This window comes from Micromonospora matsumotoense, assembly GCF_050951065.1.
Lineage (GTDB): Bacteria > Actinomycetota > Actinomycetes > Mycobacteriales > Micromonosporaceae > Micromonospora > Micromonospora matsumotoensis.
This window is the reverse complement of the sequence record NZ_CP192025.1, coordinates 7,092,394-7,115,532: the sequence shown is the minus strand read 5'-3', so window position 1 is coordinate 7,115,532 and position 23,139 is coordinate 7,092,394. Positions and strand designations below refer to the sequence as shown.

11 protein-coding genes, 3 rRNA genes and 2 pseudogenes are annotated in these 23,139 nt (G+C 70.4%); 10 read left to right on the top strand and 6 right to left on the bottom strand.

Annotated elements, in window-relative coordinates; all coding sequences use genetic code 11:
- Positions 1–124: 124 nt before the first annotated feature.
- A complete protein-coding gene (locus ACQP1S_RS30515) occupies positions 125–1,906 on the top strand; it encodes a sigma-70 family RNA polymerase sigma factor (RefSeq protein WP_432901402.1) in 1,782 nt (593 codons plus the stop codon).
- On the opposite strand, the gene ACQP1S_RS30510 is transcribed toward ACQP1S_RS30515, so the two are convergent.
- Positions 1,903–2,496 carry a TetR/AcrR family transcriptional regulator gene (locus ACQP1S_RS30510; RefSeq protein ID WP_432901400.1) on the bottom strand — a complete coding sequence of 198 codons (594 nt, stop codon included), beginning with the start codon at positions 2,494–2,496 and terminating at the stop codon, positions 1,903–1,905. The genes ACQP1S_RS30515 and ACQP1S_RS30510 overlap by 4 nt on opposite strands.
- 110 nt (positions 2,497–2,606) lie before the next feature.
- Here ACQP1S_RS30510 and ACQP1S_RS30505 point away from each other — a divergent pair, with 110 nt between their 5' ends.
- Positions 2,607–3,536, top strand: a complete 930-nt coding sequence (locus ACQP1S_RS30505) for an SDR family NAD(P)-dependent oxidoreductase (protein ID WP_432901398.1) — start codon at positions 2,607–2,609, stop codon at positions 3,534–3,536.
- A gap of 198 nt (positions 3,537–3,734) precedes the next feature.
- On the opposite strand, the gene argS is transcribed toward ACQP1S_RS30505, so the two are convergent.
- A complete protein-coding gene (gene argS / locus ACQP1S_RS30500; protein WP_432901396.1) occupies positions 3,735–5,453 on the bottom strand; it encodes an arginine--tRNA ligase in 1,719 nt (572 codons plus the stop codon).
- 448 nt (positions 5,454–5,901) lie between these two features.
- Here argS and ACQP1S_RS30495 point away from each other — a divergent pair, with 448 nt between their 5' ends.
- The 5 genes from ACQP1S_RS30495 (at position 5,902) to ACQP1S_RS30475 (ending at position 13,454) form a co-directional block, all read left to right on the top strand.
- Positions 5,902–6,213: an SCO4848 family membrane protein gene (locus ACQP1S_RS30495; protein ID WP_432901394.1), complete on the top strand. Its 312-nt coding sequence runs from the start codon at positions 5,902–5,904 to the stop codon at positions 6,211–6,213.
- Between the two features lie 617 nt (positions 6,214–6,830).
- Positions 6,831–8,345 (top strand): 16S ribosomal RNA (locus tag ACQP1S_RS30490).
- A gap of 397 nt (positions 8,346–8,742) precedes the next feature.
- A 23S ribosomal RNA gene (locus tag ACQP1S_RS30485) occupies positions 8,743–11,851 on the top strand.
- Between the two features lie 93 nt (positions 11,852–11,944).
- Positions 11,945–12,061: ribosomal RNA gene (gene rrf, locus ACQP1S_RS30480) — 5S ribosomal RNA — on the top strand.
- Together the 16S, 23S and 5S rRNA genes form the textbook arrangement of a ribosomal RNA operon.
- A 766-nt stretch (positions 12,062–12,827) precedes the next feature.
- Positions 12,828–13,454 (top strand): NADPH-dependent F420 reductase, encoded by a 627-nt coding sequence (locus tag ACQP1S_RS30475; RefSeq protein ID WP_432901392.1) that lies wholly within the window; start codon positions 12,828–12,830, stop codon positions 13,452–13,454.
- A gap of 169 nt (positions 13,455–13,623) precedes the next feature.
- Here ACQP1S_RS30475 and ACQP1S_RS30470 read toward each other — a convergent pair whose 3' ends face one another.
- Complete coding sequence (locus ACQP1S_RS30470) at positions 13,624–15,444, bottom strand: VanW family protein (protein ID WP_432901390.1); 1,821 nt, start codon at positions 15,442–15,444, stop codon at positions 13,624–13,626.
- A gap of 225 nt (positions 15,445–15,669) precedes the next feature.
- Here ACQP1S_RS30470 and ACQP1S_RS30465 point away from each other — a divergent pair.
- A pseudogene (locus tag ACQP1S_RS30465) lies at positions 15,670–15,855 on the top strand (NUDIX domain-containing protein); the annotation flags it as partial.
- Between the two features lie 11 nt (positions 15,856–15,866).
- Here the strand turns inward: ACQP1S_RS30465 and ACQP1S_RS30460 are convergent.
- Both ACQP1S_RS30460 and ACQP1S_RS30455 read right to left on the bottom strand, forming a co-directional pair.
- Positions 15,867–18,428, bottom strand: a complete 2,562-nt coding sequence (locus ACQP1S_RS30460) for a DUF5005 domain-containing protein (RefSeq protein WP_432901388.1) — start codon at positions 18,426–18,428, stop codon at positions 15,867–15,869.
- On the bottom strand, positions 18,418–19,686 hold the full coding sequence (locus ACQP1S_RS30455) for a polysaccharide biosynthesis protein (RefSeq protein WP_432901386.1): 1,269 nt from the start codon (positions 19,684–19,686) through the stop codon (positions 18,418–18,420). The genes ACQP1S_RS30460 and ACQP1S_RS30455 overlap by 11 nt, the downstream gene beginning before the upstream one ends.
- 131 nt (positions 19,687–19,817) lie before the next feature.
- Between ACQP1S_RS30455 and ACQP1S_RS30450 the strand changes: the two genes are divergently transcribed.
- Positions 19,818–21,389, top strand: a complete 1,572-nt coding sequence (locus ACQP1S_RS30450; protein WP_432901384.1) for a hypothetical protein — start codon at positions 19,818–19,820, stop codon at positions 21,387–21,389.
- Between the two features lie 150 nt (positions 21,390–21,539).
- Entirely contained in the window at positions 21,540–21,731 is a 192-nt protein-coding gene (locus ACQP1S_RS30445; RefSeq protein WP_091247883.1) for a hypothetical protein, read from the top strand.
- Positions 21,732–21,871: 140 nt separating this feature from the next.
- Here ACQP1S_RS30445 and ACQP1S_RS30440 read toward each other — a convergent pair.
- A pseudogene (locus ACQP1S_RS30440) lies at positions 21,872–23,068 on the bottom strand (glycosyltransferase family 4 protein); the annotation flags it as partial.
- Positions 23,069–23,139: the final 71 nt, after the last annotated feature.

Below are 23,139 nucleotides of genomic sequence, written 5' to 3'. Positions count from 1 at the left end.
TCTCCCGGTGTCGGCGGTGCGATGACACCGGTGGGAGCACCGGGGGGTCGGCATGCCAACAGAAAGTTCCCGGGATTTCTTTTCTTCGTTCTACTGGACGGGTGGACGAGCGGTGGGGGCACGGATGGATGTGACGGCGCAGGACGACCGGGCGCTGGTCGAGGCGCTGCGACGGGGCGACCGGGTCGGCCTGGAGGGCATCTACCGGCGGTACGCCGACCGGCTCTACACGTACGCCCGGATGATGCTGCGTGAGCCGGAGGCGGCGGCGGACGCCGTCCACGACGCGTTCCTCCTCGCCGGTCAGCGCATCGACCAGCTGCGTGACCCGGACCGGCTGCGGTCCTGGCTGTACGCGATCGTGCGGACCGAATGCCTGCGGCAGTTGCGGGAGCGGTCGCGTTCCGCGCCCCTGACGGAGGCGGCCGAGCCGGTGGCCGACACCGCCGACCCGGCCGCCGCCGTCAACGCCGACCAGGTACGCGACCTCGTGCACCTGGCGGTCGCCGCGCTCAACCCCGGTGACCGCGAGGTGGTGCACCTGGCGATCCGCCACGACCTGTCCTCCGTGGACATCGGTGCGGCGCTCGGGGTGCCCGCCAACCATGCGCACGCCCGGCTGTCCCGGGCCCGGTCACAGCTCGAACGGGCGCTCGGCGCGCTGCTCGTCGCCCGGGGCGGGGCCCGGGACTGCCCGGCCCTGGCCGACCTGCTCGACGACTGGCAGGGCCGGCTCACCCCGACCCTGCGCAAGCGGGTCGCCCGGCACATCGACGACTGCGCCCGGTGCGGGCTGCTCCGGCGCGAGCAGTGCAACCCGGCGGCGCTGCTGACCGCGTACACGGCACCGGGGTTCCTCGTGGTCGCCGACACGGTGTGGCCGCGACTCGCCGACACGGACCCCACCGCCCCCCAGGCCGCCGCCACCGATCCGGCCGCCACCGATCCGGCCGGCGACGACCAGGCCGACGCGGGCCCCGATGCCACCGCCCCGGGTGAGGGCACCGCTCCGGCCGATGCGGGCGGGGTCTCCCACGGCCGCGCCGAGGTGTCGTCGTCCGACACCGCGGCGTCCGCCGACCCGCCGCCGGCCGCCGATGCCGTCGTCGTGGGGAACGCCCCGGACGCCGCCGGCCCCGGGAGGGTCGTCCACGCGGTGTCGGCCGCCGCGCCCGCAGCGGCGGCGACCTCGGGTGACGCGGCGGCGGGCACCGCCTCCCGCCCGGTCCGGACGACCGCGACGTCCGCCGCCACGTCGGCCCGGGACCGGAAGCGGCGGCGTCAGCTCGCCGGCCTGCTGCTGTTGCTGCTCGTCGCGGCGGGCACCTGGGCGCTCTCGCCCGGCGGGCCGGCCGGCGAGCAGGCGGCGGTGACCACCGGCGACCTGTCCGGTGGGGTGGCGTCGGCGGCCGGCCCGACGACCGGGGGTTCCCCGGAGCGGACGGCGTCGACCTCGGACCCGGCCGGTGCGGGGGTGCCGGCCACGACCGTCACGCCGGCACCGACCGCTGTGCCGCCGACCGCCGTGCCGCCGACCGGCGTCGCGCCGCCGGTCCCCGCGCCGACCGGATCACCGGCCGTGCCCCGTCCACCGGCGGCGTTGCCGCTGGCCGCGCCCTTCACAGTGGCGGCGGACGCGCACGTACGCTGCGGCGCGGACACCTGGAGCCTGGTCGTCCGGGCCACCGGCAGTGCCACCCTCGGGGCTGCGCAGGTGCGGTGGACACCCGTCGGGGGGAGCTCGGCGAGCCGGGCGATGACCGTGGACGGGTCGTCCGCCCGGGTGACCGTGGGCCAGCTCCGCGCCTCCGCCGTGACCTGGACGGTGCGGGTCACCGCCACCGACGGCCGTACGGCGGACAGCCCGTCGTCCACGACCGTCGACCCGTGTGTCCGGCCCGGCTAGTCGGCCGGCCGTGCCGCCCCGGTGGGGTCCGGTGCGCGGAGGCCGGCGAGCAGCACGGTCAGGTACAGCTCGACGCGTCGGTCCGGCGCGTCGGCGAGCCGGGCGGCGAACGCGGTGCCGCAGACCAGGTGTTGCAGGTCGTCCAGCGTGAGCCCGGGGCGCAACCGGCCGGCCCGGGTCGCCCGCGCCAGCACGATCGCAGCCAGCGCGCCCAACTCCTCGCGGCCGGCGGTGGTCTGCGCGGTGGCGTCCTCCTCCGCACTGGTCGAGAGCACCTCGGCGAGGGTCGGATCGTCGAGTTGACCGCGCAGGAAGGCCCGTAGCAGCAGCTCCACGCCGTCCCAGGGGTCGTCCCCGCGGGTCGCCGCCCGCGCCTGGTCGAGCAGTGTGGCGAAGGCGTCGGCGGCGAGCGCCTCCAGCAGCGCCCGCCGGGTCGGGAAGTGCCGGTAGACCGTGCCGACGCCGACGCCGGCCCGCCGCGCGATCTCGTTGAGCGGTAACGACAGGTCACCTTCCGCCGCCACGGCGCGGGCGGTGGCCAGCACCCGTTCGCGGTTGCGGGCGGCGTCCGCGCGCAGTGTCGTCGTCACCGCGCCAGCCTAACCCGGCGGATGACCCATCCGATCGGATTGACAATCCGTTTAGCGGGAGGTTCAATCGGATACGTAATCCACTTCATTCGTCCGTCGGAAGGCACCCCATGGACAGCGCACCCGGTTGGACCGTCGCCGATCTCACCGACCAGTCCGGCCGGACGTTCGTCGTCACCGGGGCCAGCAGCGGGCTCGGGGTGGCGATCACCCGCCACCTGGCCGCCCGCCACGGCCGGGTGGTGATGGCCGTCCGGGACACCGCCAAGGGCGCCAGGGTCCGGGCCGAACTCCTGCGCGACCAGCCCCGGGCCGATCTCGTCGTGCGTCGACTGGACCTGCTCGACCTGGACTCGGTCCACGCGTTCGCCGACGACCTGGGGCGCGAGGTCGACCTCGTGGACGTGCTGGTCAACAACGCCGGCATCGGCACCGTCCCCCGGCGGCTGAGCCCGCAGGGGGTGGAGAGTCAACTCGCCACCAACCACCTGGGCCACTTCGCCCTCACCGGGCGACTGCTGCCCGCGCTGACCGTCGGCCGGGAGCCGGTCGTGGTCACCGTCGCCTCGGGTCTCTACCCGCTCGGCCGGCTCGACCTGACCGATCTGGCCGCCGAACGCCGCTACTCCGCCGCCGGTGCGTACGCCACCTCGAAGCTGGCCAACGTGCTGTTCGGGTGGGAACTCGACCGCCGGCTGCGGGCCGTGGGCTCGCCGGTGCGCAGTCTGCTCACCCACCCCGGGATGACCAGGACCGACCTCTCCCGGGACCTCTCCTCCTTCGCCCGCCGGGTCGAGACCGTCGTCATGGGGCCGCTGCGCCGTCCCCTCGACGAGGCCGCGGCACCCATGCTCTTCGCGGCCACCGTCCCGACCGCGCCTACCGGCCGGCACATCGGCCCCGGCCGGCTGTTCCGCCGTGCGGAGCCCACCTTCGCGCCGCTGCGCGGCACCGCCACCGACCGGCAGCTCGCGGCCGACCTCTGGGCCCGCTCCGAAGAACTCACCGGGGTACGCCCACTGCCGGCCCCGCTGCGCTGACGGGGCACGCCGACAAACCCGTCTCCTGGTGGCCGCCGGCCCCGACGCCCCGGTGGCCGCCGGCCCCGACGCCCCGGTGGCCGCCGGCCCCGACGCCCCGGTGGCCGCCGGCCCCGAGCCGAAGGCCGAGTTCGGGGACTACTACCCGGCGATGAAGCCGTACTTCGAGGAGCTGCGCGGTCGGCGGTGGGGGTCCGCTCACATCCGTTCGACCGTACGGATGCCGAGCAGGTGTAGCCCCTGCCGCAGGGTCCGGCCGGTCAGGTCGGTCAGCAGCAGCCGGCTGGCCCGCAGTTCCCCGTCCGCCCGCAGCACCGGGCAGCGCTCGTAGAACGCGCTGAACCGGGTGGCCAGCCGGTGCAGGTAGCCGGCGAGCTGGTGGAACTCCGCCGTCCGGGCCACCTCGTGGACGACGGTGGCGAACCCGAGCAACTCGAACGCCAAGGCCCGCTCGGCCGGCGCGGTGAGCACGATCCGGGCGTCCGGCCCGACCTGCGTGCCGGCCCGCCGCGACACCGACCTGGTCCGGGCGTACGCGTACTGCAGGTAGGGGGCGGTGTTGCCATCGAGGGCGAGCATCCGTTCCCAGTCCAGCACGTAGTCGCGGGTCCGGTCGGTGGCCAGGTCGGCGTACTTGATCGCGCCGATGCCGACGGCCCGGCCGATCTCGGCCGCGTCCGCCTCGTCCAGCGCGGGGTTCTTGGTCCGGGCCAGCGTGGTCGCCCGGGCGACCGCCTCCGTCAGCAGGTCGACCAGCTTCACCGACCCACCGGCCCGACTGCGCAGCATCCGCCCGTCCGGGCCGAGCACCGAGCCGAAACCGAGGTGCTCGGCGCGGGCCGGCGGACGCAACCAGCCGGCCTGCCCGGCCACCGCGAACACCATCGCGAAGTGCTGCCGCTGCGGCAGGCCGACCACGTAGAGCAGCCGGGTCGCGCCCAGCTCGCCGGTGCGCAGCCGCAGCGCGGCCAGGTCCGTCGCCGGATAGCCGTACCCGCCGTCGCCCTTGCGCACGATCAACGGCAGTGGTGCGCCGTCCCGTCCGGTGAACCCGGGTGGGAAGGCACAGGTCGCCCCGGCGCTGTCGGTCAGCAGCCCGAGCCGGTCGAGGTCGCCCACCACCGCGCCGAGCCGGTCGTTGTACGCGCTCTCACCCCGGAAGTCGTCCTCGGTCAGGGTCACGTCGAGCAGTCGGTACACGGTCAGGAAGTACCGCTGGGACTGCTCGACCAGCAGCCGCCACAGCCGCCGGGTCTCCGGGTCGCCGCCCTGCAACGCGACCACCCGCTGCCGCGCGCGGACCTGGAAGGCCGGGTCGGCGTCGAACTTCGACCGGGCGGCCCGGTAGAACCCGTCGAGGTCGCCGATGGACAGCTCCTGCGCCGCCTCCGCCTCACCGAGGTCCACCAGGTGCGCGATCAGCATTCCGAACGGGGTGCCCCAGTCGCCGAGGTGGTTGACCCGGACGACCCGATGCCCGAGCCAGCCCAGCAGCCGTACCGCCGCGTCGCCGATGACCGTGGAGCGCAGGTGCCCGACGTGCATCTCCTTCGCCACGTTGGGCCCCGAGTAGTCGACCACCACGGTCTCCGGGTCGGCGGTCACCGGCACCCCGAGCCGGTCGTCGGCGGCCAGCGCGGCGACCATGCCGGCCAGCGCCCCGTCGTCGATCGTCAGGTTGACGAAGCCCGGCCCGGAGACCTCCGCCGCCGCGCAGACGTCGTCGAGGACCGCGCGGTCCAGCACCGCCTGGGCGATCTCGCGCGGCGGCCGGCCGAGCCGCCGGGCCAGCGCCAACGCCGCGTCGGACTGGAAGTCCGCGCGCGGCGAGCGCCGCACCACGGGGTCGACCGGGCCACCGGCCACGGCGGTGAACGCCGGCGTCAGCCGGTCGGTGAGCAACCTTTCAAGATCCATGGGTACGCCGATCTGCTCGGATCCGTCAACGCAACGGATCTCCGGGGACGGGAGAGCCTGCGGACGGACGAGGACAGCGGCGGTGACCGGCGGCTCGATCCGCCGGTCGCAGGGAATGGGTCAGCGCGGGCGGGCGACAGATCGCCGGCGTCGCTCCGCACCGACCTGGACGTCGAACGACGTTCCGGGGTGCTGGGCGGGCGCGCTGGTCATACCCGCCACGGTAGCGGGCCGACCGACGGTGGGTACATCCGGTTCCCCGCCCGTCCCGGCTGTCCGGCTCAGGCCAGCCGGGACCTGGCTGGCGCGGACCGGTTGGCCCGGACGACGGACCTTGCGGGTGGGTCGGGTCGTCGCCGTGCTCCGCAGGATCGGGAAGGAACCCGAGCGTCCGCGTCGGTCCCGACGGCGAACCTTGCGGAAACGCGACCGCCGGGAGGCTGTCTGGGTGAGCGCATCTCCGCCCTGCCGGGCGGGGCCGGGGGCGCTGGAATACTTGACGACCATGGTGCTGTCGCGGGGCTGGTCGTTGTTCCTCATCGGGGTCGGGGTGTGGACCTGGGCGATCTGGCCGAGGTTCGGGCTCGCCATCTGGAACGACGCGCGGGCCTGGGCCGGTGGGGTGGTCGGCGAGGGCGCACCGACCGGCTTCTTCTGGATCCACCTGCTGCTGATCGCCGCCTCGCTGGTCATCGGCACCACCGTGGGAGTGCTCGGCGTCCGGGGATGGCGGGCAGCGCGCCGGGCTGTACGGCGATGACCTGCGGATTTGACGATCAAACCCGAAACCGCGTAACTTTCTCTCTGCCAGCGCGGAACGGGCAAACGGGACGAAAGCCCCGGGAGTCAGCTTCCAGGTTTGGCACCGGGTTGTGGGGGGCACTAGTCCACTACGGCACGGACCGGGTGGTGCTCACCGAAACGCCGCAGGGCGGATTTGGGCGGGCGGAACCGACCGGGTAGTGTTGTCGATCGGCGGAGCACCGGGCGAGCCTGCGGGAGACCGTAGCGGCCGGTTCTGCCAAATCCGATGATCAACCGCAGCGCTGGCCGCTGCGTGCGCTCAGCGGGCGATGCCGTACGAAGCGTGACACACCGGGACACACCGGTTGACACAGCGAAGACGGTGAGGTAACGTAGTAAAAGTGCCCGGCGCGGAAGCGCGGGGCGCAGCAGACGAGATACCCCAGGTCGGGGGTCCTGTTGGTCGGGGCTTTCGGGTGGTGTGTGGTTGTTCTTTGAGAACTCAACAGGGTGCTTGATAAGCCAGTGCCAATGATGATTTATACCCCGCACTGGGCGAACTTTCGGGTTTGTTTGGTGGGGATTCCTTTGGCAACATTTGTTTGTTGCCGGGATGGATTGTTCAACAGGTTTTTGTTGGAGAGTTTGATCCTGGCTCAGGACGAACGCTGGCGGCGTGCTTAACACATGCAAGTCGAGCGGAAAGGCCCTTCGGGGTACTCGAGCGGCGAACGGGTGAGTAACACGTGAGCAACCTGCCCTAGGCTTTGGGATAACCCTCGGAAACGGGGGCTAATACCGAATATTACTTGACCTCGCATGGGGTTGGGTGGAAAGTTTTTCGGCCTGGGATGGGCTCGCGGCCTATCAGCTTGTTGGTGGGGTGATGGCCTACCAAGGCGACGACGGGTAGCCGGCCTGAGAGGGCGACCGGCCACACTGGGACTGAGACACGGCCCAGACTCCTACGGGAGGCAGCAGTGGGGAATATTGCACAATGGGCGGAAGCCTGATGCAGCGACGCCGCGTGAGGGATGACGGCCTTCGGGTTGTAAACCTCTTTCAGCAGGGACGAAGCGTAAGTGACGGTACCTGCAGAAGAAGCACCGGCCAACTACGTGCCAGCAGCCGCGGTAAGACGTAGGGTGCGAGCGTTGTCCGGATTTATTGGGCGTAAAGAGCTCGTAGGCGGCTTGTCGCGTCGACCGTGAAAACTTGGGGCTCAACCCCAAGCCTGCGGTCGATACGGGCAGGCTAGAGTTCGGTAGGGGAGACTGGAATTCCTGGTGTAGCGGTGAAATGCGCAGATATCAGGAGGAACACCGGTGGCGAAGGCGGGTCTCTGGGCCGATACTGACGCTGAGGAGCGAAAGCGTGGGGAGCGAACAGGATTAGATACCCTGGTAGTCCACGCTGTAAACGTTGGGCGCTAGGTGTGGGGGGCCTCTCCGGTTTCCTGTGCCGCAGCTAACGCATTAAGCGCCCCGCCTGGGGAGTACGGCCGCAAGGCTAAAACTCAAAGGAATTGACGGGGGCCCGCACAAGCGGCGGAGCATGCGGATTAATTCGATGCAACGCGAAGAACCTTACCTGGGTTTGACATGGCCGCAAAACTTGCAGAGATGTAAGGTCCTTCGGGGGCGGTCACAGGTGGTGCATGGCTGTCGTCAGCTCGTGTCGTGAGATGTTGGGTTAAGTCCCGCAACGAGCGCAACCCTCGTTCGATGTTGCCAGCGCGTTATGGCGGGGACTCATCGAAGACTGCCGGGGTCAACTCGGAGGAAGGTGGGGATGACGTCAAGTCATCATGCCCCTTATGTCCAGGGCTTCACGCATGCTACAATGGCCGGTACAATGGGTTGCGATACCGTGAGGTGGAGCGAATCCCAAAAAGCCGGTCTCAGTTCGGATCGGGGTCTGCAACTCGACCCCGTGAAGTCGGAGTCGCTAGTAATCGCAGATCAGCAACGCTGCGGTGAATACGTTCCCGGGCCTTGTACACACCGCCCGTCACGTCACGAAAGTCGGCAACACCCGAAGCCGGTGGCCCAACCCTTGTGGAGGGAGCCGTCGAAGGTGGGGCTGGCGATTGGGACGAAGTCGTAACAAGGTAGCCGTACCGGAAGGTGCGGCTGGATCACCTCCTTTCTAAGGAGCACCATCCAGCGAAGGCTGGTATGGAGCCCGCGGTCCGCGTCTGTCGGGTCGGGGTGCTCAGATGGCGGAGACACTGGTTAGTCTTTTCCTGGCAACGGCCATGATGATCTAGTACAGCTGCTCTTTGGGGTGGTGGGAACGGTCGGGTTGGTGCGGCTGGGGGAAGGCGGTGAGCACCCTGTTGGGTCCTGAAGGAACAACCCTGTGGGGTTGTTGTTTCAGAGACTTGCCTGAGGCGTGTGCCTCGGTGGGTTTTCCAGGCACGGCCTGGTCTTGCATACCGGATTCTGTTCCTGCCGTGTGGTGGGGGTGGGGTTGCTGGTGTGGGGTCGAGGGTTGTGGGTTGGTCGTTTGTTGAGAATTGCACAGTGGACGCGAGCATCTTTGTGGTCAAGTTGTCAAGGGCGAACGGTGGATGCCTTGGCACCAGGAGCCGATGAAGGACGTGGGAGGCCGCGATAGGCCTGGGGGAGCTGTCAACCAAGCTGTGATCCCAGGGTGTCCGAATGGGGAAACCTGGCACCAGTCATGTGGTGTCACCTGCACCTGAACACATAGGGTGTATGGGGGGAACGCGGGGAAGTGAAACATCTCAGTACCCGTAGGAAGAGAAAACAATTTAGTGATTCCGTGAGTAGTGGCGAGCGAAAGCGGATTGAGGCTAAACCGGTTGCGTGTGATACCTGTCAGGGGTTGCGTGGTCGGGGTTGTGGGACCCTGCTGAACAAGCTGACACTTGTTCGAGAAGTTATCAAGTTAGTGGCTAGTCGAACAGTCTGGAATGGCTGACCGTAGACGGTGAGAGTCCGGTAGGTGAAAGTTGCTGACCTTCTGTGGGTGTTCCCGAGTAGCGGCGGACCCCTGAAATCTGCCGTGAATCTGCCAGGACCACCTGGTAAGCCTAAATACTTCCTGGTGACCGATAGCGGACGAGTACCGTGAGGGAATGGTGAAAAGTACCCCGGGAGGGGAGTGAAATAGTACCTGAAACCGTTCGCCTACAATCCGTCGGAGCCTTGCGGGGTGACGGCGTGCCTTTTGAAGAATGAGCCTGCGAGTTAGTGGCATGTGGCGAGGTTAACCCGTGTGGGGGAGCCGTAGCGAAAGCGAGTCTGAATAGGGCGTCGTAGTCGCATGTTCTAGACCCGAAGCGGAGTGATCTAGCCATGGGCAGGCTGAAGCGCGGGTAAGACCGCGTGGAGGGCCGAACCCACCAACGTTGAAAAGTTGGGGGATGACCTGTGGTTAGGGGTGAAAGGCCAATCAAACTCCGTGATAGCTGGTTCTCCCCGAAATGCATTTAGGTGCAGCGTCGCGTGTTTCTTGCCGGAGGTAGAGCACTGGATGGTCTAGGGGGCCCACAAGCTTACCGAAATCAGCCAAACTCCGAATGCCGGTAAGTGAGAGCGCGGCAGTGAGACTGCGGGGGATAAGCTTCGTAGTCGAGAGGGAAACAGCCCAGATCACCAGCTAAGGCCCCTAAGCGTGTGCTAAGTGGAAAAGGATGTGGGGTCGCATAGACAACCAGGAGGTTGGCTTAGAAGCAGCCACCCTTTAAAGAGTGCGTAATAGCTCACTGGTCAAGTGGTTCCGCGCCGACAATGTAGCGGGGCTCAAGCACACCGCCGAAGCTGTGGCACTCACATTTTACTTCGCATCTCCTTGATGGGGTGTGCAGGTGTGTGGGTGGGTAGGGGAGCGTCGTGCCGGGGGTGAAGCAGCGGGGTGACCCAGTTGTGGACGCGGCACGAGTGAGAATGCAGGCATGAGTAGCGAAAGAAGGGTGAGAAACCCTTCCGCCGGATGACCAAGGGTTCCAGGGCCAGGCTAATCCGCCCTGGGTGAGTCGGGACCTAAGGCGAGGCCGAGAGGCGTAGTCGATGGACAACGGGTTGATATTCCCGTACCCGCGAAAGAGCGCCCGTGATGAACCTTATTGTGCTAACTGCCCGATCTGTTGGCGGTCTTCGGACCAAGAACGGGGAGCGCAGGAACCTGGTGGGTAGTAGTCAAGCGATGGGGTGACGCAGGAAGGTAGCTGAGCCCGGCCGGTGGTTGTGCCGGGGTAAGCGTGTAGGCCGTGTTGTAGGCAAATCCGCAACACATGGGGCTGAGACGTGATGCCGAGCCGATTCAGGTGAAGTCAGTGATCCTATGCTGCCGAGAAAAGCCTCTAGCGAGTTCTTAGCGGCCCGTACCCCAAACCGACACAGGTGGTCAGGTAGAGAATACCGAGGCGATCGGGCGAACTGTGGTTAAGGAACTCGGCAAATTGCCCCCGTAACTTAGGGAGAAGGGGGGCCGGAGACGTGAAGCCCCATGCGGGTGGAGCGTTGTATGGCCGCAGAGAGCAGGGGGAAGCGACTGTTTACTAAAAACACAGGTCCATGCGAAGAAGTAATTCGATGTATATGGACTGACGCCTGCCCGGTGCTGGAACGTTAAGGGGACCTGTTAGCTCTTCGGGGCGAAGCGGAGAACTTAAGCGCCAGTAAACGGCGGTGGTAACTATAACCATCCTAAGGTAGCGAAATTCCTTGTCGGGTAAGTTCCGACCTGCACGAATGGCGTAACGACTTCCCCACTGTCTCAACCACAGGCCCGGCGAAATTGCATTACGAGTAAAGATGCTCGTTACGCGCGGCAGGACGGAAAGACCCCGGGACCTTTACTATAGCTTGACATTGGTATCTGAATGGGCTTGTGTAGGATAGGTGGGAGCCGGTGAAACCTGTACGCCAGTATAGGTGGAGGCAATCTTGAAATACCACTCTGGTTGATTTGGGTATCTAACTTCGGACCGTTATCCGGTTCAGGGACAGTGTCTGGTGGGTAGTTTAACTGGGGCGGTTGCCTCCTAAAAGGTAACGGAGGCGCCCAAAGGTTCCCTCAGCCTGGTTGGCAATCAGGTGTTGAGTGCAAGTACACAAGGGAGCTTGACTGTGAGACTGACAGGTCGAGCAGGGACGAAAGTCGGGACTAGTGATCCGGCACTTGCGAGTGGAAGCGGTGTCGCTCAACGGATAAAAGGTACCCCGGGGATAACAGGCTGATCTTCCCCAAGAGTCCATATCGACGGGATGGTTTGGCACCTCGATGTCGGCTCGTCGCATCCTGGGGCTGTAGCAGGTCCCAAGGGTTGGGCTGTTCGCCCATTAAAGCGGTACGCGAGCTGGGTTTAGAACGTCGTGAGACAGTTCGGTCCCTATCCGCCGTGCGCGTAGGATACTTGAGAAGGGCTGTCCCTAGTACGAGAGGACCGGGACGGACGAACCTCTGGTGTGCCAGTTGTCCCGCCAGGGGCACGGCTGGTTAGCTACGTTCGGAAGGGATAACCGCTGAAAGCATCTAAGCGGGAAGCCTGCTTCAAGATGAGGTATCCCACCCCACTTTGTGGGGGTAAGGCCCCCAGCTAGACGACTGGGTTGATAGGCCGGAAATGTAAGCCCGGTAACGGGTTCAGTTGACCGGTACTAATAGGCCGAGGACTTGACTACAAAGCTGCTACGCGTCCACTGTGCAACTCTGAACAACCGAACAACCCCCCACACGTGTGTGGGTGCGTGTGTTGTTTGATATGTTCATAGTGTTACGGCGGTCATGGCGGAGGGGAAACGCCCGGTCACATTCCGAACCCGGAAGCTAAGCCCTCCAGCGCCGATGGTACTGCACTCGGGAGGGTGTGGGAGAGTAGGACACCGCCGGACAACCTTTAGTTGAGGCCGACCCCTGACGGGGCCGGCCTCAACTGCATTCCCACCCCCACCGATCTCCGACCTGAACTGCCCTCCAACCCACACTGCTTTCCAGCCTCAACTGTCCTCCCGACCCCGACTGCCCTCCAGCCTTAGCTGTTCTGCGCCCTCAACCGCATTCCAGCTCTCCACCGCACGCCAGCAGCATCCAGGCGAACAGATTCGCCGGCCACCGACCACGGTGGAGAGCATGGGCTCATGTAGCGATGTTGCGCCATTCCAGCGCTGGGGACACCGCTCTATCGCGGACATTGAGTCGATCGCAGCCCAGCCCGTCCCGCTGACCGCACGACCAGCCGCACACTGACCGGCCCGTGCAACGTGCGGTCGGAAGCCCGTGCCCGGCTCCCGACCGCAGTGGGGAAGTTCGGGCACTGCCCGGCACAGCCCCGGCGGCGGGACGACCACGACGGCGAAACATGTGGCCAGCAGGCCAGCAGGCCAGCAGGCCAGCACGGCAGCAGGCCAGCACGGCAGCAGGCCAGCAGGGCAGCAGGGCAGCACGGCAGCACGGCAGCACGGCGTTCGGGGAATCGCCCCGGACGGCGGGCTTCACCTCGTACCGTCGATGCGGGACCCGGCTCCGGAGGGTCGCACCAGCGCAGCGGAAAACGTGACGTGGAGTACGCCTCGTCCGCAATCGGAGCGGACCGGTCGGGGTACCTGCTGACCGTACGACCGGAACTGACCGTCGGGACCGGCGGAGGCAGGAGTGGTCATGAAGATCGGAATCATTGGTTCGGGGCACATCGGTGGCACCCTCACCCGGCGGCTGAGTTCGCTCGGGCACGACGTGACCGTCGCGAATTCGCGGGGCCCGGAGAGTCTCACCGACCTGGCCCAGGAGACCGGGGCCAGCGCCGGCACGCTGGAGCAGGCCGTCCAGGACGCCGAACTGGTCGTGTTGGCGATCCCGCTGCTCGCGGTGCCGGGGCTCCCGGCTCAGCCGTTCGACGGCAAGATCGTCGTCGACGCCAACAACTACTACCCGCAGCGTGACGGCGACATCGCCGAGCTGCTCGACCGCAGCCTCAGCTCCAGCCGGTGGACCGCCGACCATCTGAAGGGCGCCCGGGTGGTGAAGACCTTCAACAACATCCAGGCCGCGCACCTGATGGACAACGGCAGGCCCGCCGGGGCGGGTGACCGGATCGCCCTGCCGGTGGCCGGCGACGACGCCGACGCCAAGCAGCTGGTGATGCAGCTCGTCGACGCGCTCGGCTTCGATCCGGTGGACGCGGGGACCCTCGACGAGAGCTGGCGACAGCAGCCCGACACCCCCGTCTACGGGACCGACCGCGACGCCGAGGGCGTCCGCCAGGGACTCGCCGAGGCCCGCCCCTGACCCCGGGCGTACCCGGAAAGCACCGAGCCCCGCCGGCTGATCGCCGGCGGGGCTCGTTCGTGCGTGGCCCCGGAGCGCATGGCCCCGGGGTGCGCTGCTCCGGGGTGCGTGAACCAGAAGCGCGTGAGTCGGGGTGCGTGGGCTCGGGGCTAGCTGGGGAGCGCGGGGCTCAGGGCTTGGGACCGCAGACGAAGTTCGGCTCGGGGTCGTAGGTCCAGCTGAACTTCTCCCGCTTGACGACCTTGCCGTCCTTCTTGATGACCCGGAAGGCGTCCTGGCTGAAGCCGGTGCTGCCAGCGGCGGCGATGCACGTCGGGCCGGGGGTCAGGTGGACGGTCTTCGGCGAGGTGATGTTGCGGCGCGGGCCGTACTCGGTCTTCACGCTGTCGTAGATCTTGGTGCTCCACATCGACACGGTGATCGTGTTCGAGGTGTAGGCGGTGTCGATCAGCACCCCGTGCGGGGTGTTGTTACGGAACTTGAAGTCCAGGTCCGGCCAGAAGATCGTCGACTCGATCACCGCCGGGTAGCGGCTGAAGTAGTACGAGTGCGGCTTGTGCTCGACGTCCTGGAGGCCGGCGTAGTAGCTGGCGTTGAAGAGGGTGGTGGTGAACTGGGAGACACCCCCGCCGACCCCGGGGACCAGCTTGCCGCCGAGGATCACCGGGGCGTCCTTGTAGCCCTGGGCGTAGCCACGCTCGCCGGTGTGCGCGTTCAGCGAGAACGTCTCGCCCGGCTGCACGATCGTGCCGTCGACGTCCTTGGCCGCCTGGATGATGTTCTGGCTACGTGGCGAGGAGAGCCCGCCGGGAAACTTCGTGGAGAAGGTGGAGACCCGCTCCTTGATACCCAGCTCGGCGAGCTTCGCCTCGGTCAGCTCGGGCTCGGCCTTCTTGAGCTGCCCGGTCACCGTCCGGCCGTCCGTCTTCGGCAACACCGCCAGCAGGTCCCGGCCCAGGGCCGCCGATTCGAGCTGCTGCCCGGCCCGCCCCGGCACCACCTTCGGCTTGCCGGCCGAAATGGTCAGGCCGGCGTCCTTCGGCGTCGACTCGATCGCGGTCAGCTTGCTGCCGAGCGCCGACCGCAGCCGCTTGACGTCGACCTTCGGCGTCAGCTTTCCCTCGTCGTCGGCCGAGAAACGCAGCGCGCGGGCGATCGCCGCCGGCGGGACACTGACCGACCCCTTGTCGGAGGTGATGGTGACCGGAGCGGCGACGGCCGGCTTCGCCAGCTCGGCGACCAGCCGGTCCACCTCCTCCCGGGTGGTGACCGGGTTCTTCTCCACCACCGGCACCGTCACCGGCTGCCCGGCCAGCCAACCCGTACGGACCACCCGGGCGGACTGCTCCGCGTCGAGGGTCAGGCTCGGCTTGGGGTAGACCGGCTTCGGGGTGGTGCCGGTGAAGATGATCGCCGGCATCGTCATGTCCCGGCCCTGCTTGCCGAGGATCTGGCGCAACGCCGCATCCAGCTTGGCGGCGTCCACGCTCACCACCGGCTCGACCGTACGGGAGCCGAACAGCCGGCCCACCGGGTGCGCCTGCGCGTCGGTGGCGGCGGCGACGGTGGCGTCCACGTCCACCGTCAGGCCGACGTCGGCGGGGACGATCTCCGCCCGGTTCTCGCCCACCACCACGGTCAGCGGCGCGTTGAGCGTGCCGGCGCGCTTCTCCAACTCGGCCCGCAGTTCCTTGGCCGCGTCGGCGCGGCTGCGGCCACCCAGCTCGGTGCCGAGCACGCTGGTGCCGCGCGGGACGTCCCCGGCGTACGCATAGGCGCCCGCGCCGACCACCCCGGCCAGCACCGCAGCGGTCACCCCGCCCGCGAGCAGCACCCGCCTGCGTCGCCACCACGGCCCGCCGCCGGGGCCCGAGCCCGCGGCCCCGCCGGCCGTCGGGGGCTCGTCCTCGCCCGGCCAGCTCACCGCGGTGACCTGCACCGTGGGGCGGTCGTCGGAGACCTGATTGTCGCCGTACAGGGTCACAGCCACCTCGATCGGACGTACCACGTGGGGGGTTGCGGCCCCCAGGGACACCTACGGTAGCCAACCGGACGGCCAGCCGACAGCGTGCGTCCGGCCATCCTCGCCACCGCGTGTCGTAGCCGGTCACGCGGTGTATGGCCGTTCGTGGCACGGTGTCCGGATGGGTGAGCTGATACTGCCGTACGGGGCGGACGAATCGACCGGGCGGGGGCGTCGCGCGGCGACCCGGAGCGGGCCTGCCTCGGGCCGGACTGCGCGCGGCTGCACTTTCCTCGGCGCGAACCGGCGGTCATCGTGCTGGTCGAGGCGGCACCGGACCGCTGCCTGCTGGCCCGGCACGCCGGGGCGGGCCCTGACGGGTACGCGCTGCTGGCCGGGTTCGTCGAGGTGGGCGAGAGCCTGGCTGACCGAGGGCGACTGACCGGTGCTCAGCGGATCCGGACGCCGACCGGCGGGCCCGGCGGCCCGTCGTCCCGTCCGTCGGTCACGGCGACCCGGAACTGGTAGTCGTGCCCCCGGGTCAACAGCACCGCCGTGTGCCGGCTCTCCCGCACCGGGTACGGGGCGGCCCGCCACCGCTCCCCGGCGGTGGCATCGCGCCACTGCACCCGGTAGGCGAACCCCGGACCGGCCGACCGCCAGGTCAACAGGGCCTCGCCACTGCCGGTGGCCGTCACGTCGACTCCGGTCGGGGTGGGCAACTGCGGGGTGACCCGGACCGGTGCGCTGGGTGGGCCCGCACCCGCCTGGTTCATCGCGGACACCGTGAACTCGTACTCGTGCCCGTTGCGTAGCCCCGGCACGACGGCCCGGATGCCCCGGGTGGGGATCTCCTCGGCGGTGAAGTCGCGTTCCCCGGCGCTGACGTCCCGCCGGTACACCCGGTGCCAGCCGCCGAGCACCGCCGAACGCCAGGTCAGCTCCACGCTGCCGACGCCGGCCTCGGCGCGCAGGTCCGTCGGGACCTCGGTGGGGGCGGTGAACCGGGCGCGGGCCCGCACCGGCGCGGACCGGGCCCCCGCCCCGCCGTCGTTGACGGCGTCGACCGTGAACTCGTACTCGTGGCCGTGCGCCAGGTGCCGGGCCAGGTGCCCGGCGGTGGCCTCCACCGCCGGCGGGCCGTCCTGCGGGGTGCCGGCGGTCAGGTCGCGCCGGTACACCCGGTAGGAGACACCCGGGCCGAGCGTCCGCCAGGACAACCGGACGGTGCCGTCGGGCTGCCCGACGGCGACCAGCCCCGGCGGTGGGGCGGGCGGGGTGACCAGGGCGGTCGCCCGGACCGGCGCGGACGGCGGGCTGTCCCCGCCGCCACCGACCGCGACCACGGTGAACTCGTACGCGTGGGCGTGCCGCAGGGACGCGACGGTGGCGGTGGTGCCGGTGAAGGTGCCGACCGTGCTCCGCTCCCCGGTGCCCAGGTCGTGCTGAGTCACCCGGAAGAGCTGGACGAAGGGCACCGGTTCCCAGCTCAGCGCGACGTCACCGGCCCGACCGGGCACCGCCCGCAGGCCCTGCGGTGGTGGCGGTGGTGGCACCGTGGCGGTCATCCGGCCGACCGGTGAGGGCGGGCTCTCGCCGCGCCGGCCCAGCGTGCTCACCCGGAACTCGTAGTCGTGCCCGTTGATCAGGAAGTCGGCCGAGAAACGGGGTGCGGTGGTCGGCTCGCCGATCCGGACGAAGTGGGTCTGGCCGGCGGTGACGTCCCGCCGGTGCACCTGGTAGCGCAGCTCGTCGTCGGCGCGTACCGGCGGCCAGTCCAGCTCTGCGGTGCCGGCGCCGCCCGGTCGGGCGGTGAGCGTCGACGGCGTCGGGGGCAGGTCGGCCCGGTCCGGTCGCTGGCGGGGCCAGGCCACCTCGACGAAACGCGGCCGGTAGAGGCCCGCGTCGGCGTAGGTGACCGCGTCGTCGACGTCGTTGACGTTGTAGGAGAGGAGCAGCCGGCCGGGGCGGGCCAGCTCCGGGTGCAGGTCGACGTCGTAGACCAGGTGGCCGGCGGCGGTCTCCGGGGCCCGGTGCAGGTAGTCCGGGCCGGTGAACGGGCCGGTCGGGGCATCGGCCGAGTAGGCCACCAGATCGCCGCTGAACACCAGGTTGTTCTCCTGGGTGACCAGCACGTACCGACCGCCGATCCGCTGTACGCCGTAGGCGGTGCCGACGCCGCTGAGCAGCCGGGTCGAGGCGCGGTCGTCGGTGGACCAGCCGTCGCCGGTCCAGAACTCCCACCGGCCGGTCAGGTCGTCGCCGACCACCCGGGCCAGGTGGGCGAACTTCGCCCCGCCGGCCGCCTCGGTGCCGTACACGTAGGTGTGGTCGCCGTCGCGGAGCAGCTCGGAGCCCCAGGAGACCCGGGAGTCGAGCGGTAACGGGCGGACCCCGGTGGGGGTGAGCGCGGGCAGCGCGAAGCTGGCCAGTGCGGTGCCGACCAGGGTGTGGTCCAGCGGGCTGACGCCGGTGCGCCGGTAGCGGTGGACCAGCACCTGGAGGGTCGCGCCGGAGACGGTGGCGTCGCCGACCCAGGAGAACTCGCCGGGTGCCGTCGGGGGCACCAGGTCACGCGGGTCCTCGGTGGTGCCGCCGTGCACCGTCTCGGCGAGCTGGTCGCCCCGCTGCACGATGGCCGAGTTGTGGATGAAGGGCGCGGTGCGGGGCCGGGAACCGTCGGGGTGCACCGGGCCGAGGAAGGTGTCGGAGAAGAGCCAGAGCAGCCGGCCGTCGGGCAGCCGTACCGAGGCCGTCCGGTCCGCGCCGTTCCAACGGCCGGAGGTGTCGCCGTAGTCGGCGAAGGCGGCGGTCAGCCGGGCGGCGGTCGGCCCCCTGTCCGGCAGGGCCCGGTGCGGCGGGGCGACGGGTACGGCGGCGAGCAGGCCGAGCACCCAGGCGACGAGCAGCCAGCGCGCCGGCCGGCGGACACCGGTCACCTCCTGGCGGACATCGGCCACCTGCCGGCCCGGGTCGACCAACGCCACCAGAAACCCCCGTCTACCGGTCACCGACCCGCAGGGTGTCACGACCCGGGACGGGGGCGGTAGCCGTCGGAAGGGTGGAGCGCGGCGGCGCATCCGTTCTGCGGTGGATTGTCGACACTGCGGTGCCGACGGCGGTGACCGTCGCGGTGACCAGGGCGGCCCCGGCGATCCCGGCGACGGTGTGCGGCACGACCGTGGCGGTCGCGGCCACGAAGCCGACCGTGGAGATCCACAGTGGTGCCGAGGGCCACCGGGCCGACGCCGCGACCCGGGCGTTGATCAGGACGAAGACCAGCGCGTACAGGGCCCCGGTGGCGGCGAAGAGCGGCGCGAGGCCGCCGTGCCGGGCGTACTCCGGGCCACCGGCCAGCCCGAAGGCCAGCCCGCCGGCCAGCGCCGAGGCGAGCACCAGCGCCGCCCCGGCCGCACCGACCAGGAGCAGCGCCATCCGCAGCGTCCCCCGGTCGCCCCGGGCCAGCCGGGGCAGCGCGATGACCGTCACCACCTGGGGGGCCCACAACGCGCCCTTGGTCAGCACCGTGCCGACCGCGTACGTGCCGGCGGCGCCGGGGGGCAGGAACCGGCGGGCCAGCAGCAGGTCCGCGTACGACACGACGAGCATCGCCAGGGTCGCCCCGCTGGCGGTGAGCACCGTGCGGGTGGTCAGGGTCGGGGCGACCGGGTCGAGACCGGCCCCCCGGTTGAGCCGGACCAGCAGCGCCAGCACCAGCACGGAGGTGACCGCCCCGGCCAGCAACGCCCCGGTCAACCCGCCGCCCAGTGCCAGCCCGGCGATCATCCCGCCGTAGCGGCCGGCGGCGAGCAGCGCCATCCCCCCGGCCAGCCGCAGGAACCGCTGGTCGCCCTGAAGCTCACCCAACCACCGGCCGGCGGCCACCACCGCCACGGTCAGCACCCCGAGCAGCAGCACCGCCGGGCCGGTCAGCCGCAGCCCGACGGCGGCCACCGGCAGCAGCACGGCCAGCAGCGCGGCGGTCACCGCCACGGTCAACAGGGTGGGGCGGGCGGTCGGGGCCCGACCGTGCCGGGCCCGGTGCACGGCCACCGCGATCTGCAAGCCGGTGCTGGCCACGCCGCCGATCGCACCGAGCGCCAGCAGGGTGGCCAGCGCGCTCAACTCCGCCGGGGAGAGGTGCCGGGCACCGAGGACCGGCACCACGTAGGCGAGCCCGTTGACGAAGACCCCGGCCAGGGTGACGGCCACCCCGGCGACGCCGATCCCTGGTCGCCGACCGTGCCCGTCGTCCGATGTTGTGCCCATCACCGCTCCGTGTCGCCGGCCCCGCCGGTCGTCCGCCGCCTGCCGTGACCGTCCCGTGTCGCCGGCTCCGCCCGTCACCAGCGGCGCAAGTACAGTGTCGCCACGCCGGCGCCGATCGCCGGGTCAGCCTAGTGAGGAGGTCAACCCTGCGGGAGAGGTCGATCCTCGTCGCCACCGGGCTGGCCGTCACCGCACTGGTGCTGGCCCCGCTGGCCGCGCCCGGCTATGCGCTCAGCTACGACATGGTCTTCGTGCCCCACCAGCCGTGGCGGGCCGAGCTGGTCGCCCCGGTCGACTCGCTGCCCCGGGCGGTGCCGCTGGACGCCCTGATGTCGCTGGCCAGCCAGGCGGTGCCGGGTTGGCTGCTGCAACGGGTGGTGCTGGCCGGGGTGCTGCTGCTCGCCGCGATCGGGGCCGGTCGGCTGGTGCCCGCCCGGCGGCCGGTCGTCCGGGTGGCCGCCGCGGTCGGGTACGCCTGGACGCCGTACCTGGCGGAGCGGCTGCTGATCGGGCACTGGGGGCTGCTGCTGGCGTACGGGGCGTTGCCGTGGCTGGTCGACGCCGCGATCCGGGTGCACCGGCCGGGCGGGCTGCGCCGGCTGGTGCTGGTCGCGCTGCCCGCCGTGGTCACCCCGACGGGCGGCCTGATCGCCCTGGTCACGGTCGCCGTGCTGGTCACCCGCCGGGGTGCCGCCCGGACGACCGCGCTGGCCGTCGGCGCGCTGCTGGTGCTGAACCTGCCGTGGCTGGTGGTCGCCGGGTTCAGCGCGGCGGACGCCCGGACCGACCCGGCCGGGGTGGCCGCCTTCGCGGCGCGGGCCGAGAACTGGAGCGGGGTGTTCGGCGCGTTGGCCGGCACCGGGGGGATCTGGAACGGGCAGACCACCCCGCTGAGCCGCACCTCGCCGTTGACGCCGGTGGCGACGGGGCTGCTGCTGGCGCTGGCGGTGTACGGCTTCCGGACGTTGCGCGGGCGCTGGCCGACCGGGGCGGCGGACCGGCTCGCCGGGTTGGCCGCCGCCGGGTTCCTGACCGCCCTGCTGGGGGCGCTGCCGGGCGGTGCCACCGTGCTGGGGTGGGCGGTGGCGTCGGTGCCGGGGGCCGGGGTGCTCCGCGACGGGCAGAAGTTCCTCGTCCCGTACGCGCTGCTGCTGGTGGTGGCCGGGGCGCTCGGTGCGGAGCGGCTGGCCGACCGGGTCGCCGCCCGGGGGGCGGCCGGTGGTGCCACCGCGTTGCTCGTCGCCGCGCTGCTGCTGCCCGTGGTGGTGCTGCCCGATCTGGCGTTCGGCGCGGCGGGCCGGCTGCGCCCGGTGACGTACCCGGCGGACTGGGACACGGTGGCCCGCCGGCTCGACGGCCGACCCGGGGAGGTGCTGTCGCTGCCGTTCGGGGCCTACCGGGCGTACCCCTGGAACGACGGTCGGACGGTGCTGGACCCGCTGCCCCGCTATGTCGACGCCGACGTGCTGGTGGACGACACCCTCTGGGTGGGCTCGACCGGGGTGCGGGGGGAGAACCCGCGCGCCGCCGCGGTCGGCCGGGTGCTGGCCGCCGGGGGCCCGGTCACCGCGACCGGGGTGCGCTGGGTGGTGGTGCAGCGGACGGCCGACGGTCAGCGGGTCGACCCGGCGGCGCTGGCCGGGTTGCGCGAGGTGTACGCCGGTGTGGACCTCACCCTGTACGAGAACCCGGAAGGGCGCTGACCGGCGCGGTCTCCGCCCGGGGCGAGCGCCCGGCCCCCGCCTTCCGGGCCGCCCGCCGGGCCGGTGGTGGTCGCCCGCGCGGCTCTCCCGGTGTTGGCTACTTGGTGGTAACGTGCCGCGCACGCAGCTCACGAGGAGGAAAACAGCACCATGCGCAGTGCTCTCTCGTTGGTTCTGGTCGCGGTAGCCGCGATCGCTCTGGGTGCCTTCGGCACGGTGGCGTTGGCCACCACGCTGACCGGTACGTCGGCGGCCGAGGCGGCGAAGGCCGAGCAGGCCGCCCGCACCGAGTCCGGCGGCAGCGGTGGTGCCAACCAGCCGCTGGTCTACGGCACCAAGTAGGACTGTTCCACCTGCGCGGCCGGTGACCCTGCCGGACCCGCCTGCCCGACCGGCGGCACCGCCGGACCCGACCGCCCGACCGGTGATCCTGCCGGACCTGACTGCCCTGCCGGCGATCCTGCCGGACCCTTCTGCTCGACCGGCGATCCTGCCGGAGTCGGTGCGACCGGTGATCCTGCCGGACCGTTCGCGGCCCTCGTCACGAGGGCCGCGAATTTTTCGCCCGAGACCGGCCAGGTGAACCGGGCGGCGTGGGCGCGGGCCGCCGCGCCCATGGTGGTCCGGTAGCCGTCGTCGGTCAGCAGTAGCCGCACCTTGGCCACGAAGTCGTCGACGTCCTCGGCGAGCAGGCCGGTCTCCCCGTCGACCAGGGACTCCTCGACCCCACCCGCGCCCCGGAACGCCACCGTCGGGGTGCCGACCGCGCCGGCCTCGACGATGGTGAGCCCCCAGCCCTCCTTGAGCGACGGGGTGAGCGCCACCCAGGCCGAGGCGAGCAACCGCCGCTTGTCGGCGTCGGCGACGAAGCCGGTGAACCGGACCCGGTCGGTGAGGCCCAGCTCGGCGGCGGTGTGCCGGAGCTGCGCCTCCCACCAGCCCTGACCGGCCACGGTCAGGGTCAGGCCGGGCAGCTCGTCGGCGAGCGCGGCGAGGGACCAGAGCGCCACCTCGACCTGCTTGTGCGGGACCAGCCGACCCAGCACCACCAGCGACGGCTGCGGTGAGCGGGGCACCGGGCCGACGGTCATGTCCGGGGTGCCGTTGTGCACGATGTCGACCCGGGCCGGGTCGATGCCGAGGGTGGCCAGCTCGTCGCGGGTGGCGGCGGAGACGGTGACGTACCGGCAGCGGCGGTAGACCCGGGGCGCCAGCCAGGACTCCACCCACCAGCCGAACCGGGCCAGTCCGGGGCCGAGCACCACCGGCCACTGCTCGCGGTGCACGTGGTGCACCAGCGCGATGACCGGCCGGCGGGCGTAGAGCGCGGAGAGGAACGGCAGGCCGTTGCCGACGTCGACGATCAGGTCGGGTCGGCCGCCGTGGCGGCGGCTCAGCGGGCCGAAGCCGAGAGCGCCGGCCAGGTACGCCAGGGCGGCCCGGAGGTAGACGGTGTGCCGCCCGCCGCGCCGCAGCACCCGTACGCCGTCGGGGGTGGTCTCCTCGGCGGTGCCGGCCGGGTGGGTGGCGCAGAACAGGGTGGCCCGGTGGCCGCGCCGGACCAGTTCGCCGGCGATCCGTTCGACGTAGACCTCGGATCCGCCGCCCTCCGGATTCCGGGTGTCCCGCCAGTTGAGGAACAGTATGTGCCTGGTGGTGGCGGCAGCCGGTGCGTCCAACACTCAACTCCTACTGCCGAGTAGTCTTCGCGGTCGCGTCACACTATGGGCTGCGTCACGCAAGTCGCAAT